The 15,270-nt window shown below is 37.4% G+C and carries 16 protein-coding genes; all 16 read left to right on the top strand.

Going from position 1 to position 15,270, the window contains the following annotated elements; translation table 11 throughout:
* The first annotated feature begins 223 nt into the window (after positions 1-223).
* Positions 224-799 (top strand): thymidine kinase, encoded by a 576-nt coding sequence (locus ACEN4I_RS08140; protein WP_407096527.1) that lies wholly within the window; start codon positions 224-226, stop codon positions 797-799.
* 24 nt (positions 800-823) lie between these two features.
* Positions 824-1,903 carry a peptide chain release factor 1 gene (prfA, locus tag ACEN4I_RS08135; RefSeq protein ID WP_407102709.1) on the top strand — a complete coding sequence of 360 codons (1,080 nt, stop codon included), beginning with the start codon at positions 824-826 and terminating at the stop codon, positions 1,901-1,903.
* Positions 1,893-2,738: a peptide chain release factor N(5)-glutamine methyltransferase gene (gene prmC / locus ACEN4I_RS08130; protein WP_407096525.1), complete on the top strand. Its 846-nt coding sequence runs from the start codon at positions 1,893-1,895 to the stop codon at positions 2,736-2,738. Before prfA ends, prmC begins: the two co-directional genes overlap by 11 nt.
* 37 nt (positions 2,739-2,775) lie before the next feature.
* Positions 2,776-3,804, top strand: a complete 1,029-nt coding sequence (locus ACEN4I_RS08125) for an L-threonylcarbamoyladenylate synthase (RefSeq protein ID WP_407096524.1) — start codon at positions 2,776-2,778, stop codon at positions 3,802-3,804.
* A gap of 302 nt (positions 3,805-4,106) precedes the next feature.
* Entirely contained in the window at positions 4,107-5,345 is a 1,239-nt protein-coding gene (gene glyA, locus ACEN4I_RS08120; RefSeq protein WP_407096523.1) for a serine hydroxymethyltransferase, read from the top strand.
* Between the two features lie 195 nt (positions 5,346-5,540).
* Positions 5,541-6,170: a uracil phosphoribosyltransferase gene (gene upp, locus ACEN4I_RS08115; protein WP_407096522.1), complete on the top strand. Its 630-nt coding sequence runs from the start codon at positions 5,541-5,543 to the stop codon at positions 6,168-6,170.
* A gap of 288 nt (positions 6,171-6,458) precedes the next feature.
* Positions 6,459-7,208 (top strand): F0F1 ATP synthase subunit A, encoded by a 750-nt coding sequence (atpB, locus tag ACEN4I_RS08110; protein WP_407102707.1) that lies wholly within the window; start codon positions 6,459-6,461, stop codon positions 7,206-7,208.
* Between the two features lie 48 nt (positions 7,209-7,256).
* The gene (atpE, locus tag ACEN4I_RS08105; protein ID WP_407096520.1) at positions 7,257-7,469 is read left to right on the top strand and encodes a F0F1 ATP synthase subunit C; all 213 of its coding nucleotides are present in this window, start codon (positions 7,257-7,259) and stop codon (positions 7,467-7,469) included.
* A 101-nt stretch (positions 7,470-7,570) separates the two neighbouring features.
* Positions 7,571-8,089: a F0F1 ATP synthase subunit B gene (gene atpF, locus ACEN4I_RS08100; RefSeq protein ID WP_407126170.1), complete on the top strand. Its 519-nt coding sequence runs from the start codon at positions 7,571-7,573 to the stop codon at positions 8,087-8,089.
* Positions 8,076-8,615, top strand: coding sequence for an ATP synthase F1 subunit delta (atpH, locus tag ACEN4I_RS08095; RefSeq protein ID WP_407102705.1), 540 nt, complete (start codon positions 8,076-8,078; stop codon positions 8,613-8,615). Before atpF ends, atpH begins: the two co-directional genes overlap by 14 nt.
* Positions 8,616-8,646: 31 nt before the next feature.
* Entirely contained in the window at positions 8,647-10,170 is a 1,524-nt protein-coding gene (gene atpA, locus ACEN4I_RS08090; RefSeq protein WP_407102704.1) for a F0F1 ATP synthase subunit alpha, read from the top strand.
* Between the two features lie 32 nt (positions 10,171-10,202).
* Positions 10,203-11,126, top strand: a complete 924-nt coding sequence (locus ACEN4I_RS08085; protein ID WP_407096516.1) for a F0F1 ATP synthase subunit gamma — start codon at positions 10,203-10,205, stop codon at positions 11,124-11,126.
* A gap of 38 nt (positions 11,127-11,164) precedes the next feature.
* Positions 11,165-12,601 (top strand): F0F1 ATP synthase subunit beta, encoded by a 1,437-nt coding sequence (gene atpD, locus ACEN4I_RS08080; protein WP_407096515.1) that lies wholly within the window; start codon positions 11,165-11,167, stop codon positions 12,599-12,601.
* A 70-nt stretch (positions 12,602-12,671) separates the two neighbouring features.
* Positions 12,672-13,094: a F0F1 ATP synthase subunit epsilon gene (locus tag ACEN4I_RS08075; RefSeq protein WP_407096514.1), complete on the top strand. Its 423-nt coding sequence runs from the start codon at positions 12,672-12,674 to the stop codon at positions 13,092-13,094.
* Positions 13,095-13,340: 246 nt separating this feature from the next.
* A complete protein-coding gene (locus ACEN4I_RS08070; protein WP_407096513.1) occupies positions 13,341-13,574 on the top strand; it encodes a DUF1146 family protein in 234 nt (77 codons plus the stop codon).
* 154 nt (positions 13,575-13,728) lie between these two features.
* Positions 13,729-15,039, top strand: a complete 1,311-nt coding sequence (murA, locus tag ACEN4I_RS08065; protein ID WP_407096512.1) for a UDP-N-acetylglucosamine 1-carboxyvinyltransferase — start codon at positions 13,729-13,731, stop codon at positions 15,037-15,039.
* Positions 15,040-15,270 lie beyond the last annotated feature (231 nt).

Below are 15,270 nucleotides of genomic sequence, written 5' to 3'. Positions count from 1 at the left end.
AGCTTTTATTACTTTATATTTCTTATCTTCATTCATCGTTAGTATTATCCTTTTCATGATTTTATTTTATCATTTTGGGACATTTTATGCTTCGACCTACTTAGGACATTATCACGTTCGAACGATACAGATAATTGTCTTTTCCATATCCTGCCTTGTACTTTAATAGAATTTACAGTATAATTTTAAAGGATTCTTAGGAGAGAAATGAGGATATTATCGGATGGCTCAGTTATTTTTTAAGTACGGTGCAATGAATAGTGGAAAGACAATTGAAATATTAAAAGTCGCGCATAATTATGAAGAACAAAATAAACCTGTTATCATTATGACAAGCGGTATTGATAATCGTGATGAGATCGGCGTGGTTTCCAGCCGAATTGGTTTACGAAGAAACGGCGTAGCTATTTTTGAAGAGACCGATATTCTTACTGTGATAGAAGAATTGGATTTTGAACCAGCTTGTGTATTATTAGATGAAGCACAATTTTTAACAAAAGAACACATTATCCAATTGACTCAAATTGTGGATAATTTGAATATCCCGGTTATGGCATTCGGATTGAAAAATGATTTTCAAAATGAATTGTTTGAAGGCTCAAAATACTTATTGCTTTACGCAGATAAGATCGAAGAAATGAAAACTATTTGCTGGTATTGTCATAAAAAAGCCACAATGAATATGCGCGTTGTAGATGGTGTCCCTGTTTATACAGGGGAACAAATCCAAATTGGTGGAAATGAAGCCTATTTCCCTGTTTGTCGCAAACATTACCATCACCCCCCAATTACTGAATGATGAAAGCAGAAAAGAGGAATTTAAATGTTTGATCAGTTAGAAAGCGTTATTGGTCGCTACGAAGAACTGAATGAATTGTTAAGTGATCCGGAAGTCATTACGGACACCAAACGTTTTATGAAACTGTCTAAAGAAGAAGGTAGTATTCGCGAGACAGTTACGACTTATAAACGATATAAAGAGATTCAAGAAGAGATCAAAGAAACAGAAGAAATTCTTGGAGAAAAAATCGATGCTGAAATGGCAGAGATGGCTAAAGAAGAATTGTCCAGCTTAAAAGCAGAAAAAGAAGAGTATGAAGAAAAAATCAAAATCCTGATGCTGCCAAAAGATGAAAATGATGACAAGAATATTATCATGGAAATTCGTGGAGCAGCTGGAGGAGATGAAGCTCAATTATTTGCCGGAGACTTGTTTAACATGTATCAACGTTATGCTGAAGCACAAGGTTGGAAAACAGAAGTATTGAATGCCAACATTACAGGTATTGGCGGGTACAAAGAGATTACGTTTATGATCACAGGGACCAACGTATATTCAAAATTGAAATTTGAAAATGGAGCGCACCGTGTGCAACGTGTACCACAAACAGAATCTCAAGGACGAATCCACACGTCTACGGCTACTGTAGTTGTTATGCCGGAAGCGGAAGAAGTAGAGTTAGACATTGCTGATAACGATATTCGAACAGATATTTATCATGCCAGTGGTGCTGGTGGACAGCATGTTAATAAAACGGCCTCTGCAGTTCGGTTAACTCATATTCCAACTGGTATTGCTGTTGCGATGCAAGATGAACGTTCTCAAATCAAAAATAGAGAAAAAGCGATGAAAGTATTGCGAGCACGTGTTTACGATCAATTACAAAGCGAAGCTCAAAGTGAGTATGATGCTGAACGTAAATTGGCTGTAGGAACAGGTGACCGTTCAGAACGAATCAGAACATACAATTTTCCGCAAAACCGCATCACTGATCACAGAATTGGGTTAACGATCCAAAAATTAGATCAAATTCTATCTGGTAAGTTAGATGAAGTAGTCGATGCTTTAGTTCTGTTCGACCAAACTTCAAAAATGGAGCAGATGAAGAATAATGAATACTAATTCAACGTATAGAGAAGTCCTGAAATGGGCTTCTTCTTTTTTAGAGAGCAGTGGAAAAGAAGGGATTGCGGCAGAACGTTTATTGATGGAGCGTCAGAATTGGACACGAACAAATTTTGTATTGCATTTGCACGAAGAGATGCCTTCTGATGTTAAACGTCAATTATTAGCAGATATTGCAGAGTATGGCGGAGGAAGACCTCTTCAACATATACTAGGTTATGAATGGTTTTATGGGTTAAAGTTTAAAGTTACGCACAATACGCTCATTCCTCGCCCTGAAACAGAAGAAATCGTTGACCGTTTTCTTCAGCAGACCAAGCAGAAAAGCTCTTTAAAAGTATTGGATATCGGAACAGGCACTGGAGCTATCGCCATAACGATAAAAAAAGAACGTCCTCAATATGAAGTCACAGCAACAGATCTATCAGCGAAAGCTCTAGCTGTAGCGAAAGAAAATGCAGAGACCAATAAAGTATCCGTTCGATTTAGAGAAGGGGATCTCACTCATCCTGTAGAATCTGAAAAGTTTGATGTTATTCTTTCAAATCCTCCTTATATTGGTGAGGATGAAAAAGACGTTATGGATCAAAGTGTGTTGGATTATGAGCCTCCGATGGCGTTATTTGCTGAGAATAAAGGTCTATTGATTTATCAGCGCTTAGCAACAGAATTGCCGCAACTGTTATTGCCAAATGGACAAATTTACTTAGAGATTGGTTACAAGCAAGGACAGAAAGTAAAAGAACTCTTTGAACAAGCTTTTCCGAATAGCCTTGTTCGAGTAGAAAAGGATTTGAGCGGACATGACCGTCTGTTGTTTGTACAAACTTAAAATTGGGTGATCGTTCAATAGAAAGAAGGAAATAATTGTGGAAACAAAACTTTTTCATCTATCAGAAATAAAGGAAGCAGCTGCATGGATTAAAAAAGGCGAATTGATTTCTTTTCCTACTGAGACAGTATATGGATTAGGAGCAGATGCTAAAAATGAACAAGCGGTACAAAAAGTGTATCAGGCAAAAGGACGTCCTAGTGATAATCCTTTAATCGTTCATATAGCTTCAAAAGAAGATGTCCAGAATTACGTGAAAGAAATCCCGGCAGTAGCAGAAACGTTAATGGATCAATTTTGGCCCGGACCATTGACACTTATCTTTAAAGTCAAAGAAAGTGTTTTTGCCAATACAGTTACTGCAGGTTTAGACAGTGTAGCGATCCGTATGCCAAATAATGAAGCAACGTTGGAGCTTATAAAAGAAGCGGACACACCCTTAGTGGGTCCCAGTGCAAACACATCTGGAAAACCGAGTCCAACAACTGCTATGCATGTGTATCATGATTTAAAGGGGAAAATTGCGGGGATTCTAGATGATGGAGAGACTGGTGTGGGCCTGGAATCAACCGTTTTAGACATTACAGATCCTGAAAATCCTACCATTCTTCGACCAGGCGGCATTTCAAAAACTGAATTAGAAGAAGTGATCGGTTTCGTCAGTGTAGATCAACATTTAGTTTCTAGTGAGGAAACGCCTAAAGCGCCAGGAATGAAATACAAACATTACTCTCCTAATGAGCCCGTCATAATTGTCGATGGCAGCCAACAACTATGGGAAAGTGCGATCAAGCACTACCAATCTCTTGGAGAAAAAGTTGGCTTAATGGCAAATGAGAGTATTGTAGCTGCTTTTTCAGACCCGACAATAGAAAGCTTTTCATTGGGGGAAGAAGGCAATATCCAAACCGCTTCACACAGAATGTATGCGGGGTTAAGACACTTTGAGAAGACAGAAGCTAGTATTATATTAGCTGAGCCTTATCCTGAAACAGGACTTGGAATAGCGTACATGAATCGGCTGAAAAAAGCAGCAGCTAATCAGTATTATAAGAATCATGTGTAAAAAACTTCTTTTCTATTGTAAGGATTCTCTGTTAATGAGCTTTTCTCATTCAAGCAGAGAGCACAAAAAAATAAAAACACTGCATTTATAGTATGCGGAAGCAGGAGTAAGAACACCTGCTTCCGTCTCATTTGAAGACGTTTACTAGCTTTTTTTATGTTTATTTTGTTTGGTTCTGCTTGACAGACAGGAGACAAAAATAGAAAATATGTAGAAGCAGAAAGCCGTTTAATAAAATCGGGTAGACGACTGTTGTGAAAATCAAAAAAAGATTGGTATAGAAATAAAGGATGTGGCTGATAATGGAAAATCATCAATGGGATAAAGAAATATTTGACGCAATTGAACAAGAAAAGCAGCGCCAAGAACAGAATATTGAATTGATTGCATCAGAAAATTTTGTTTCGCAAGCAGTATTGTCTGCACAAGGAAGCATTTTGACGAATAAGTATGCTGAAGGATATCCTGGTAAAAGGTATTATGGCGGCTGTGAGTACATAGATGTTATTGAAAATCTAGCAATCGAACGAGCAAAAAAATTATTTAATGCAGAGTATGCAAATGTTCAACCACATTCTGGTTCTAGTGCAAATATGGCTGCGTATAATGCTTTGTTGGAACCTGGAGATATTGTTTTAGGAATGGATTTGACCCATGGAGGTCACTTGACACATGGATCGCCTGTAAATTTCAGTGGAAAAACGTATCATTTTGTGCCATATGGCGTAGATCAAGAATCTGAACAAATTGATTATGATAAGGTAAGGGAATTAGCTGTTCAACACAAACCGAAATTAATTATTGCAGGAGCAAGTGCTTATCCACGAGCCATTGATTTTAAGAAATTCCGCGAAATAGCTGATGAAGTAGGCGCTTATTTTATGGTAGACATGGCTCATATTGCTGGCTTAGTCGCGACAGGAGTGCATCAGAATCCAGTTCCTTATGCGGATGTAGTTACGACGACTACCCATAAAACATTGCGTGGTCCACGTGGCGGAATGATATTAGCAAAAGAAAAATTTGCGAAGAAATTGAATAGTGCTATTTTTCCAGGAATTCAAGGTGGGCCATTAGAACACATCATTGCCGGTAAAGCTGTAGCTTTGAAAGAAGCTATGCAACCTGATTTTACAACGTACGCACAACAAATAGTAGAAAATGCCCAAGCCATGGTGGAAGTGTTCAACCAATCAAAAGCACGTTTGATCAGTGGTGGGACAGATAATCATTTATTGTTGTTGGATGTGCGAGGCTTTGAGTTGAATGGCAAGAAAGCTGAAAAATTATTAGATGAAGTAGGGATAACCGTAAATAAAAACACTATTCCTTTTGAAGAACTGAGCCCTATGAAAACTAGTGGTATCAGAATTGGTACTCCGGCCATCACAACTCGTCATTTTGACGCAGCAGATTCTAAAAAAGTGGCAATATTAATTGTGGCAACATTGGAAGCTAAAGATGATAATGAAAAGCTGGATGAAATCAAGCTGGAAGTCAGACGTTTAACAACCGACAGACCCTTGTATGCGATAGATTGAGAATCCTTTTTTACTACTGATTTTACTCAGCAAGAAAAGAATAAGGGCTGTTTCTTTTTGATAAGGGCTTCTGGTTGTAATAAAAAAACACAACGAGTAAAATAATAGATGAGAATTTATTTATTTTTCTGATAAAAGATGAATATTCCAGTATAATCAATATGTTTGAATGAAAATTTCCAAGGGGGCAAAAAAATGGCAAAACTTGAAGTAATGGATCACCCATTAATCCAACATAAGTTAACTATTATTAGAGACAAAAATACAGGAACAAAGGTTTTTAGAGAAGTGGTTAACGAAATCGCCCGCTTAATGGCATATGAAGTATCAAGAGATATGCCGTTACAAGATGTTGAAATAGAAACACCTTTAGTTAAAAGTGTTCAAAAAGAAATTGCAGGAAAAAAAGTGGCTATTATTCCTATTTTACGTGCTGGTTTAGGCATGGTAGACGGCATGTTGGATTTAATCCCGGCAGCTAAAGTAGGTCACGTGGGAATGTATCGTGATCATGAAACTTTTGAACCCGTTGAGTATTTTGTGAAATTGCCTTCTGATATCAAAGAACGTCAATTATTTGTTGTAGACCCCATGTTAGCTACAGGTGGATCAGCTATTGCAGCTATTGATTCATTGAAAAAACGTGGCGGCTCGTCTATAAAATTTGTTTGTTTAGTTGCGGCACCAGAAGGGGTAAAAGCATTACAAGAAGCTCATCCTGATGTCGATATTTATACGGCTTCTTTAGATGAAAAATTAAACGAAGACGGATATATTTTACCAGGTCTGGGAGATGCAGGCGATCGGTTATTCGGCACTCTATAGGGTGTAAAAACCAAAAATTGATATTTATCAGTTTTTGGTTTTTCTTTATTTAAAAGTGTAAACGGTTCAAAAGTTTGTGAAAAGCAAGTGGTTGGTTGTTTAAAAACGTTTTTATACCAGTAGTTAAAACTATTTATTCTAATTTCACATAATTTCTTTGAAATTAATTTCGCTTGGTGGTATGATGTCAATTGTCTGATAAGAGAGACAAAAAACAGGTTTTTTTTGTCCTGCATCAGAAAAAGTTTCTATTATAAAGATTGATTCTTGAGAAAGAAGGTGAAAGTATTGGAACATGAAACATTGACTAGAGAATTTCTGGGGTTAAGCTTTGATCTCACTACCACACTAGTAACAGTCGCAACATGCGTGATCGTTTTTTTGATTGTTTTTATTTGTACGCGCAACTTGCAACTTAAACCAACAGGTAAACAAAATTTTATAGAATGGGTCATCGATTTTGTAAGCAATATTGTGTCAACGTCGATTCCGGGAAAACGTGGAGACCGTTTTAAATTACTTGGATTTACATTGTTCTTATTTGTATTTGTCTCTAACATGTTAGGGTTGCCTTTAGTGTTAGTGATAGATGATATCCAGTGGTGGAAGAGTCCTACTGCCGACCCGATCGTAACGTTATCTTTGGCAATGATGGTGATTTTGTTGTCACATTTCTTCGGGGTTCAAGAACAAGGATTTAAAAACTATTTCTTAAATAGTTATATACGTCCGGTACCGTTCCTGTTGCCTATAAAACTCTTTGAAGAGTTTACAAATACATTGACCTTAGCTTTGCGTTTATATGGTAATATATTTGCTGGAGAAATTTTGATTGGTCTGATCGCTGGTTTAGCCAATAGTTTTGGAGCAGTAACTTGGATCGTAGGAGTGCCTCTTCAAATAGCATGGCAAGCCTTTTCTGTATTTATAGGAAGTATTCAAGCATTTGTCTTTACTACTTTAAGTATGGTGTACATTTCTCATAAAATAGGTCATGAAGAAACTGTCAAGCACGAAGAATATATAGAAGCAAAATAGTGTACGAAATATAAAAAATGAGTTATTACAAACAAGGAGGAAATTATAATGGGTTTAATCGGAGCAGCAATTGCAGTAGCAGGAGCAGCAATAGGAGCGGCACTTGGATCAAGTCGTGTCATTTCAAAAACAGTAGAGTCTATCGCACGTCAACCAGAAATGAAGGGTGAACTACAAACATTAATGTATATCGGTGTTGGTTTAGTAGAGGCGATTCCAATCATGGGCGTTGTTATTGCGTTTATCCTTGTATTTCAATAATAAGTGTATAGAAAAAAGTAACCATCTAAATAACTTTGATTGTCGAAGGAAGAGACGAAGCTTATGTAAATATTTGGGTAAAATGGGAGGAGCAACAAGGAATGTTCAACCAATTAGCTTTAGGCGCTGCTACTAGTGCGGGTAACACACTGGTAGTACTTATTTCTTTCTTAATTTTATTACTATTATTGAAGAAATTCGCATGGAAACCAGTTACTGAAATGATGGAAAAGCGTTCAGAAACGATAGCCAATGATTTGGATAATGCAAAAAATGCCAAAGAAGAAGCTAGCCGCCTAGCAACGGAACAACAAAATAAATTAGCAGATATGCAAAAAGAATCAGCAATCATTATTGAACAAGCACAAACGAATGCAGCCAAAATCGAAAAAGACTTACTTGAAGAAACGAAACAGTCTATTGCTCAAATGAAAAAGCAAGCTAAAATGGACGTCGAGTTTGAGAGACAAAGAGCACTTGATGAAGCAAAAAGTGAAATTAGTCAATTATCTCTTCAAATAGCTGAAAAATTGATCGGAAAAGAAATTGATGGCCAAACCCATGCTCAATTAGTCGATGAATTTATCGAAAGGTTGGCTGATTCAAATGAAACTGAATAGGAATATGGATGATGGACAATTAGCACGAGCTTTTTATGAGGATGCTCGAGAAAAAGGACAATTGAATGTTGTTTTTGACAATATGATGGATGTTCGTCAGATTTTGCAGAATAACCCTGATTTAGGAGCGTTTTTTGATAATAAAGCTATTGAAAAAGCAAATAAAGAGCAGGTGATGCACGATCTTTTGCAGAACTTTACTGAATTAACAAAAAGTTTTGTCCACACTATCTATGATTATCAGCTGATGAGTGGATTAAATCATATTGTGAATGAATTTGAAAAAATTTATGACTACCATAATCGAACAGTAGTCGCAAAAGTAACTACTGCGGTTCCTTTAACAGAAGAACAAAAACAACGTTTAACGGATGCTTTTGCTAAAAAAATGAAAGCAAAAAAAGTTATTTTCAATGAATTTGTGAAGCCTGAAATTTTGGGCGGCGTTATTATCGAAACGGAAGATCAAGTTATTGATGGCAGTGTGCGCTTCAATTTTGAAAAATTAAAAAAACAAATTCTTTGATCTAGAATGACTTTAAAGAGGTGAGAAGTAAATGGGCAAGAAAGCTGAAGAAATTAGTATGCTGATAAAAAATCAAATTGAAGGTTACAGCAATGAGTTGGTTATTGATGAAGTCGGAACAGTTAGTTATGTCGGAGACGGAATTGCTCGTGCGTTTGGGTTGAAAAACGTGATGTCAGGTGAACTTGTAGAATTTGCAAATGGTGTTTACGGAATGGCTCAAAACTTAGAAGTAGATGACGTAGGGATTATTATACTAGGTGCGTTTGACGGAATTCGTGAAGGCGATAAAGTAAAACGTACTGGCCGTATCATGGAAGTTCCAGTAGGGGAAGAACTTATTGGCCGTGTTGTCAATCCGCTAGGACAACCTGTTGACGGCCTTGGGGATATTCAAACTTCTCAAACCCGTGAAGTTGAAACAGAAGCTCCTGGAGTAATGCAGCGTCAATCCGTTAAAGAACCTTTACAAACAGGTATCAAAGCTATTGATGCCCTTGTTCCTATTGGAAGAGGCCAACGTGAATTGGTTATCGGTGACCGTAAAACGGGTAAAACCAGTTTAGCTATCGATACTATCTTAAATCAAAAAGGTAAAGACACTATTTGTATTTATGTAGCTATCGGTCAAAAAGAATCTACTGTACGGTCTCAAGTAGAAACGTTGAAACGTTATGGTGCTTTAGAATACACAATTATCGTAACAGCTAGTGCTTCGCAACCTGCACCTTTACTTTACATTGCGCCTTACTCAGGTTTAGCAATGGGTGAAGAGTTTATGTACAAAGGAAAACACGTTTTGATCGTATTTGATGATTTAAGTAAACAAGCAGCGGCCTATCGAGAACTTTCTTTGCTGTTGCGTCGTCCGCCAGGTCGTGAAGCTTATCCTGGAGATGTCTTTTACTTGCACTCTCGTCTATTAGAAAGAGCAGCAAAACTAAGCGACGCTTTGGGTGGCGGTTCTATGACAGCTATTCCTTTCGTAGAAACACAAGCAGGAGATATTTCAGCTTATATTCCAACCAACGTAATCTCGATCACAGATGGACAGATTTTCTTGGAAAATGAATTGTTCTATTCTGGAGTAAGACCTGCTATAGCAGCTGGCTTATCGGTATCTCGTGTGGGGGGATCGGCTCAAATCAAAGCGATGAAGAAAGTCTCTGGTACTTTGCGTCTGGATTTAGCGAGTTATAGAGAATTAGAGTCTTTTACTCAATTCGGATCTGATTTAGATGCAGCTACGCAAGCAAAATTAAATCGTGGACAAAGAACAGTAGAAGTATTAAAACAAGATTTGCATAATCCAATTCCAGTTGAAAAACAAGTCATTATTTTTTATGCTTTGACACATGGATTCCTTGATTCAATCCCTGTACGTTCACTAAGAAACTATGAAAAGCAATTGTATGTATTTTTGGATAATCAGCACAACGAAATCCTAACTGAAATACAAGAAACAAAAGATCTCCCTGCTGAAGAGGAATTAGATGCGGTCCTTTCAGAATTCAATACAGCGTTTAACGCAACTTATACTGACATCAATCGCTAAAAGAGGATCCTAAGTTAAGGCGGTGAATAAAAGTGGCAGAATCCTTACAAGATATTAAAAAACGTATTCAATCGACGAAGAAAACAAGCAATATCACCAAGGCTATGCAAATGGTCTCAGCAGCAAAGTTGGGTAAACAAGAACAGCTCAATAAGGGGTTTCAAGTTTATTCTTCTAAAGTTAGAGAAATGGTCGTTCACCTAGCACAAACGCAATTAGCGTTATTGGAGGATTCCGACCTTATTGGTACGAATTCTCCTTCGAACATTAATTTTCATGATATGTTGATTGAACGACCAGTTAAAAAAACAGGCTACATCATCATCAGCTCGGATACTGGTTTAGCTGGAGCTTACAACAGTTCAGTAATTAAAACGACGATCGATATGATCCAACGAGACCATCAGTCTCCCGATGAGTATATTTTTATGGCTATTGGTCGAACAGCTGCTGAATTCTTTAAAAATCGGGGCATGAATGTTGTTTATGAGTTAGACAACTTGAGTGATCAGCCCGCATTTGATGAAATACGAGCAGTGGCTCGTCAAATTGTAGAAATGTATAAAAATGAAGTCTTTGATGAGTTGTATCTTTGCTACAATCATCATGTAAATACGATTACATTCCAATACAGAGCCGAAAAAATATTGCCCTTAACAGACTTAGATGTTTCAGAAGCTGATAAATTAGAATTTGAACAAGATTATATTTATGAGCCTTCCAAGGAAGAAATATTAGATTTACTGTTGCCGCAATATGCTGAAAGTTTACTTTATGGGGCTATTTTAGATGCTAAAACAGCTGAGCATGCCGCGCGTATGACGGCCATGAAAGGTGCAACAGACAACGCGAAAAAAATTATCGATGACTTATCGATTAAATACAATCGTGCTAGACAAGCCGCTATAACTGAAGAAATTACCGAAATTATAGGCGGAACTGAAGGATTAAAATAAAAAATGAATTACACGGTAAGTGAATGGGAGGAAGAGGAATGAGTACTGGTCATATTGTGCAAGTAATTGGTCCGGTTGTCGATGTAGAATTCCCATTAAACGGAACTCTTCCTGAAATCAACTATGCTTTAGTAGTTGAAGCAGGAACCGATGAACAGTCAAGCAACAATTCGGGCTCTTCTCAAGAAGAAACAGTTATTCTAGAAGTTTCTTTGCAACTTGGGAATGGAGTAGTACGTACTATCGCAATGGAATCTACTGACGGATTACAAAGAGGAATGCGGGTGAAAAGTACTGGCAGCCCAATTTCTGTACCTGTTGGGGAAGAGACATTGGGCCGTATGTTCAATGTTCTAGGAGAACCAATTGATCAAAAAGAACCTTTTAGTGAAGATACTAGACGAGATCCAATTCACCGGACAGCTCCTTCTTTTAATGAATTAGAAGCCAGCACATCTATTTTGGAAACGGGGATCAAAGTTATTGATTTACTTGCGCCTTATTTAAAAGGTGGGAAAATTGGATTATTCGGTGGAGCTGGTGTTGGGAAAACAGTGTTGATCCAAGAATTGATTCACAATATCTCCGAAGAACACGGCGGAATTTCTGTTTTTGCTGGAGTAGGAGAACGAACACGTGAAGGGAATGATCTTTATTTTGAAATGATCGATTCTGGGGTTATCAAACGTACAGCTATGGTGTTTGGTCAAATGAATGAGCCGCCTGGTGCACGGATGCGGGTAGCTTTAACAGGTTTGACAATGGCAGAGTACTTTAGAGATGAAGCTGGTCAAGATGTTTTGCTCTTTATTGATAATATTTATCGATTTACACAAGCTGGTTCGGAAGTTTCTGCTTTGCTTGGCCGTATGCCTTCAGCTGTTGGTTATCAACCAACATTGGCAACTGAGATGGGACAATTGCAAGAACGGATCACTTCTACAACAAGAGGGTCGATTACTTCTATTCAAGCTATTTATGTGCCTGCGGATGATTATACTGACCCCGCCCCAGCAACAACTTTTGCCCACTTGGATGCTACAACAAACTTAGAACGTCGATTAACTGAACAAGGAATCTATCCGGCAGTTGATCCATTAGCGTCTTCATCAAGTGCTCTTTCTCCAGAAATTGTAGGAGAGGAACATTATGAGGTCGCCACAGAAGTCCAACATACGCTGCAACGCTACCAAGAATTGCAAGATATTATTGCTATTTTAGGTATGGATGAATTATCGGATCACGAAAAAATCGTTGTATCCAGAGCACGAAGAGTTCAATTGTTCTTGTCTCAAAACTTTCATGTAGCTGAAGCTTTTACAGGGTTACCTGGTTCTTATGTACCTGTAGCTGAAACAGTTAAAGGGTTTAAAGAAATTTTAGATGGACGTTATGATGATCTTCCAGAAGATGCTTTCCGAAATGTGGGAAGAATCGAAGAAGCAGTTAAAAAAGCAGAAAAAATGAAATACTAATCCACTAAAGCAAAAGCACTGATTGAGGGATTACTCTTAAATAAGTGCTTTTCAAGAGGAGGAATGACGAATGGCGGAATTACGTGTGCAAATAGTCGCGCCATCAGGAGTTATATATGATCACAGAGCTTCTATGGTAAGTGCTAGAGCAGTAGATGGAGACATCAGTATTTTACCTAACCATACTCCTATCATTGTTCCGTTAGCCATTCATGCTGTTCGTATAAAGCGAATATCCATTGATACAGAGGACTGGGTAGCTGTAAATGGCGGAGTACTGGAAGTTAGAAATAATATTTGCTCTATTGTAGCAGATAGTGCTGAAAGAGCCCGTGATATTGATATCGAGAGAGCCTTTGAAGAAAAACACCGTGCTGAAGAAAATATGCAACGTTTATCGGGGATTAAATCCAATCAAGATTATAAACGTGCTTCGATTTCTCTGCACAAAGCACTTAATCGGATCAATGTATCGAAAAATAAAAGATTGTAGCTAATCTCAAAAACGGCCAAAAAGGAAATCCTTTTTGGCCGTTTTTTTGCTTTTATGTAGTAAGATAGTTAGGGAAATGCAAATTACCTATATAGACGGGCAAAAGGAAAGAGAACAGACTAAATTTATTAGAATTTAATGTAAATGGATTAAAAAAATGCTATTGATAACGTTATCACAAACAAGTTTCATGTAAAAAGATTACAATTGTGTTACTATTTGTAAGAAGAGAGAGGTAGATGAGGAATGAACTTTATTGGTATTCAAGCAGCTGGCACATTAATATCCCATATATTTTTTATATTATTGACTTTTTGGGCACTGCAAGCTGTTCGTGTAGAAAAAATCATACGAAAGTATCATGTCAGTCAAGCAAAAGTACTTTATCTATTGGTTTCAATTGCTATTGGCTATTTAGTGAGTACATTTTTTATTGAATTTATTTTATCTTCGCAAAATTTACTCTTTCTTCTTGAATAATCAAGTCGTGATAACTTTATGACAAATGCTGATTTCAATTGTTTTCTACAATTTGCTTATGCTATAATGCACAAAGTTGTATGGATTTGTTTTGGTTCTAGAATTAATTTCTAGAGAAATCCGGAAAGCAACTCATATTCGGAGGGATATAAAAATGGAAAAAATTATTGTTCGAGGAGGCAAACGCCTCGAGGGTACTGTTAAGGTTGAAGGCGCAAAAAACGCTGTATTACCCATTTTAGCTGCTTCTATCTTAGCAAGTGAAGGCCAAACTAAATTAACCAATGTTCCTATCTTATCAGACATATTCACTTTAAACCAAGTATTGAGACACTTAAACTTAGAGGTTGATTTTAACCAAGATAAAAAAGAAATTAGCTTAGATGCTACAAAGGGATTGAATTTTGAAGCTCCTTTTGAGTACATGAGTAAAATGCGCGCTTCTATTGTCGTAATGGGGCCTTTATTAGCTCGTTTAGGGCACGCAAAGGTAGCTTTGCCAGGAGGATGCGCAATTGGAACAAGACCGATTGATCTGCATTTAAAAGGCTTTGAAGCAATGGGGGCTAAAATCAACATTGAGAGCGGCTATATTGAAGCTTTTGCTGATCAATTACATGGAGCTCATATTTACTTAGATTTTCCTAGTGTTGGAGCTACTCAAAATATTATGATGGCAGCTACTTTAGCAGAAGGCGTAACGACTATCGAAAACGTAGCACGTGAGCCTGAAATAGTGGATTTAGCTATTTTCTTAAATCGTATGGGAGCTAAAGTTGTTGGCGCCGGTACCGAAACGATTCGTATCGAGGGGACAAAAGAATTACATTCAGCAACTCACAGTATCATTCCTGATCGTATTGAAGCAGGTACGTTCATGGTAGCGGCTGCTATCACAAATGGAGATGTCTTTATTGAAGATGCGATTCCAGAGCACAACAAACCTTTGATTTCAAAATTAAAAGAAATGGGCGTTGCTTTTGAGATGAAATCAAAAGGAATGCGTGTTATGGGTCCTAAAGTGTTAAAAGCTACGGATGTAAAAACTATGCCTCACCCTGGATTTCCAACAGATATGCAGGCACAAATGTCTGTAGCCCAAGTTCTTGCACAAGGTACAAGTGTCATGAAAGAAACAGTATTCGAAAACCGCTTCATGCACATGGAAGAATTACGTCGTATGGACGCTGACTTCAAAGTAGAAGGACAGACGGTCATTATCTCAGGAAGCGCAGCATTACAAGGAGCAGAGGTTTCTGCTACCGATTTAAGAGCAGCTGCAGCTTTGATCCTTGCTGGGTTAGTCTCTAAAGGATATACAACAGTAACTCACTTGGAACACTTAGATCGCGGCTATTATCAATTCCATCAAAAACTGAAACAATTAAGCGGAGATGTTATCCGTGTAGATGATTCTATTTCGAGTGAAAATACAGAAAAAGAATTATCCGACTTATTCGTATAGAATCAATTCTTGTTTTATATGATTGATTAAATGAAGAAAAAATAAAAACGATAATGTTGAGGTGAATGCCGATCATTGTCGTTTTTACGCTCTTCTCAGGGACAAAAGTGGTACAGTAGTATTACATTTACAATAAATTTCAAAACGTCTTTTCCTATTAAATTGTTTTGTGCTATAATTTGTTAGATGGTTACATTTACTATTGTCACCATGGTTAATAATGGCCTGAGA

This window comes from Desemzia sp. FAM 23990 (assembly GCF_045528485.1).
In the GTDB taxonomy this organism is placed as follows: Bacteria; Bacillota; Bacilli; order Lactobacillales; family Carnobacteriaceae; genus Desemzia.
The sequence above is the reverse complement of the archived record's forward strand: the minus strand, read 5'-3'. Positions and strand labels throughout refer to the sequence as shown.

Excerpts from the sequence above, each read along its gene's own strand:
- ACEN4I_RS08140 (WP_407096527.1), top strand. The coding sequence starts at position 224 with ATGGCTCAGTTATTTTTTAAGTACGGTGCAATGAATAGTGGAAAGACA.
- prfA (WP_407102709.1), top strand. The coding sequence starts at position 824 with ATGTTTGATCAGTTAGAAAGCGTTATTGGTCGCTACGAAGAACTGAAT.
- prmC (WP_407096525.1), top strand. The coding sequence starts at position 1,893 with ATGAATACTAATTCAACGTATAGAGAAGTCCTGAAATGGGCTTCTTCT.
- glyA (WP_407096523.1), top strand. The coding sequence starts at position 4,107 with ATGGAAAATCATCAATGGGATAAAGAAATATTTGACGCAATTGAACAA.
- upp (WP_407096522.1), top strand. The coding sequence starts at position 5,541 with ATGGCAAAACTTGAAGTAATGGATCACCCATTAATCCAACATAAGTTA.
- atpE (WP_407096520.1), top strand. The coding sequence starts at position 7,257 with ATGGGTTTAATCGGAGCAGCAATTGCAGTAGCAGGAGCAGCAATAGGA.
- atpF (WP_407126170.1), top strand. The coding sequence starts at position 7,571 with ATGTTCAACCAATTAGCTTTAGGCGCTGCTACTAGTGCGGGTAACACA.
- atpH (WP_407102705.1), top strand. The coding sequence starts at position 8,076 with ATGAAACTGAATAGGAATATGGATGATGGACAATTAGCACGAGCTTTT.
- atpA (WP_407102704.1), top strand. The coding sequence starts at position 8,647 with ATGGGCAAGAAAGCTGAAGAAATTAGTATGCTGATAAAAAATCAAATT.
- atpD (WP_407096515.1), top strand. The coding sequence starts at position 11,165 with ATGAGTACTGGTCATATTGTGCAAGTAATTGGTCCGGTTGTCGATGTA.
- ACEN4I_RS08075 (WP_407096514.1), top strand. The coding sequence starts at position 12,672 with ATGGCGGAATTACGTGTGCAAATAGTCGCGCCATCAGGAGTTATATAT.
- ACEN4I_RS08070 (WP_407096513.1), top strand. The coding sequence starts at position 13,341 with ATGAACTTTATTGGTATTCAAGCAGCTGGCACATTAATATCCCATATA.
- murA (WP_407096512.1), top strand. The coding sequence starts at position 13,729 with ATGGAAAAAATTATTGTTCGAGGAGGCAAACGCCTCGAGGGTACTGTT.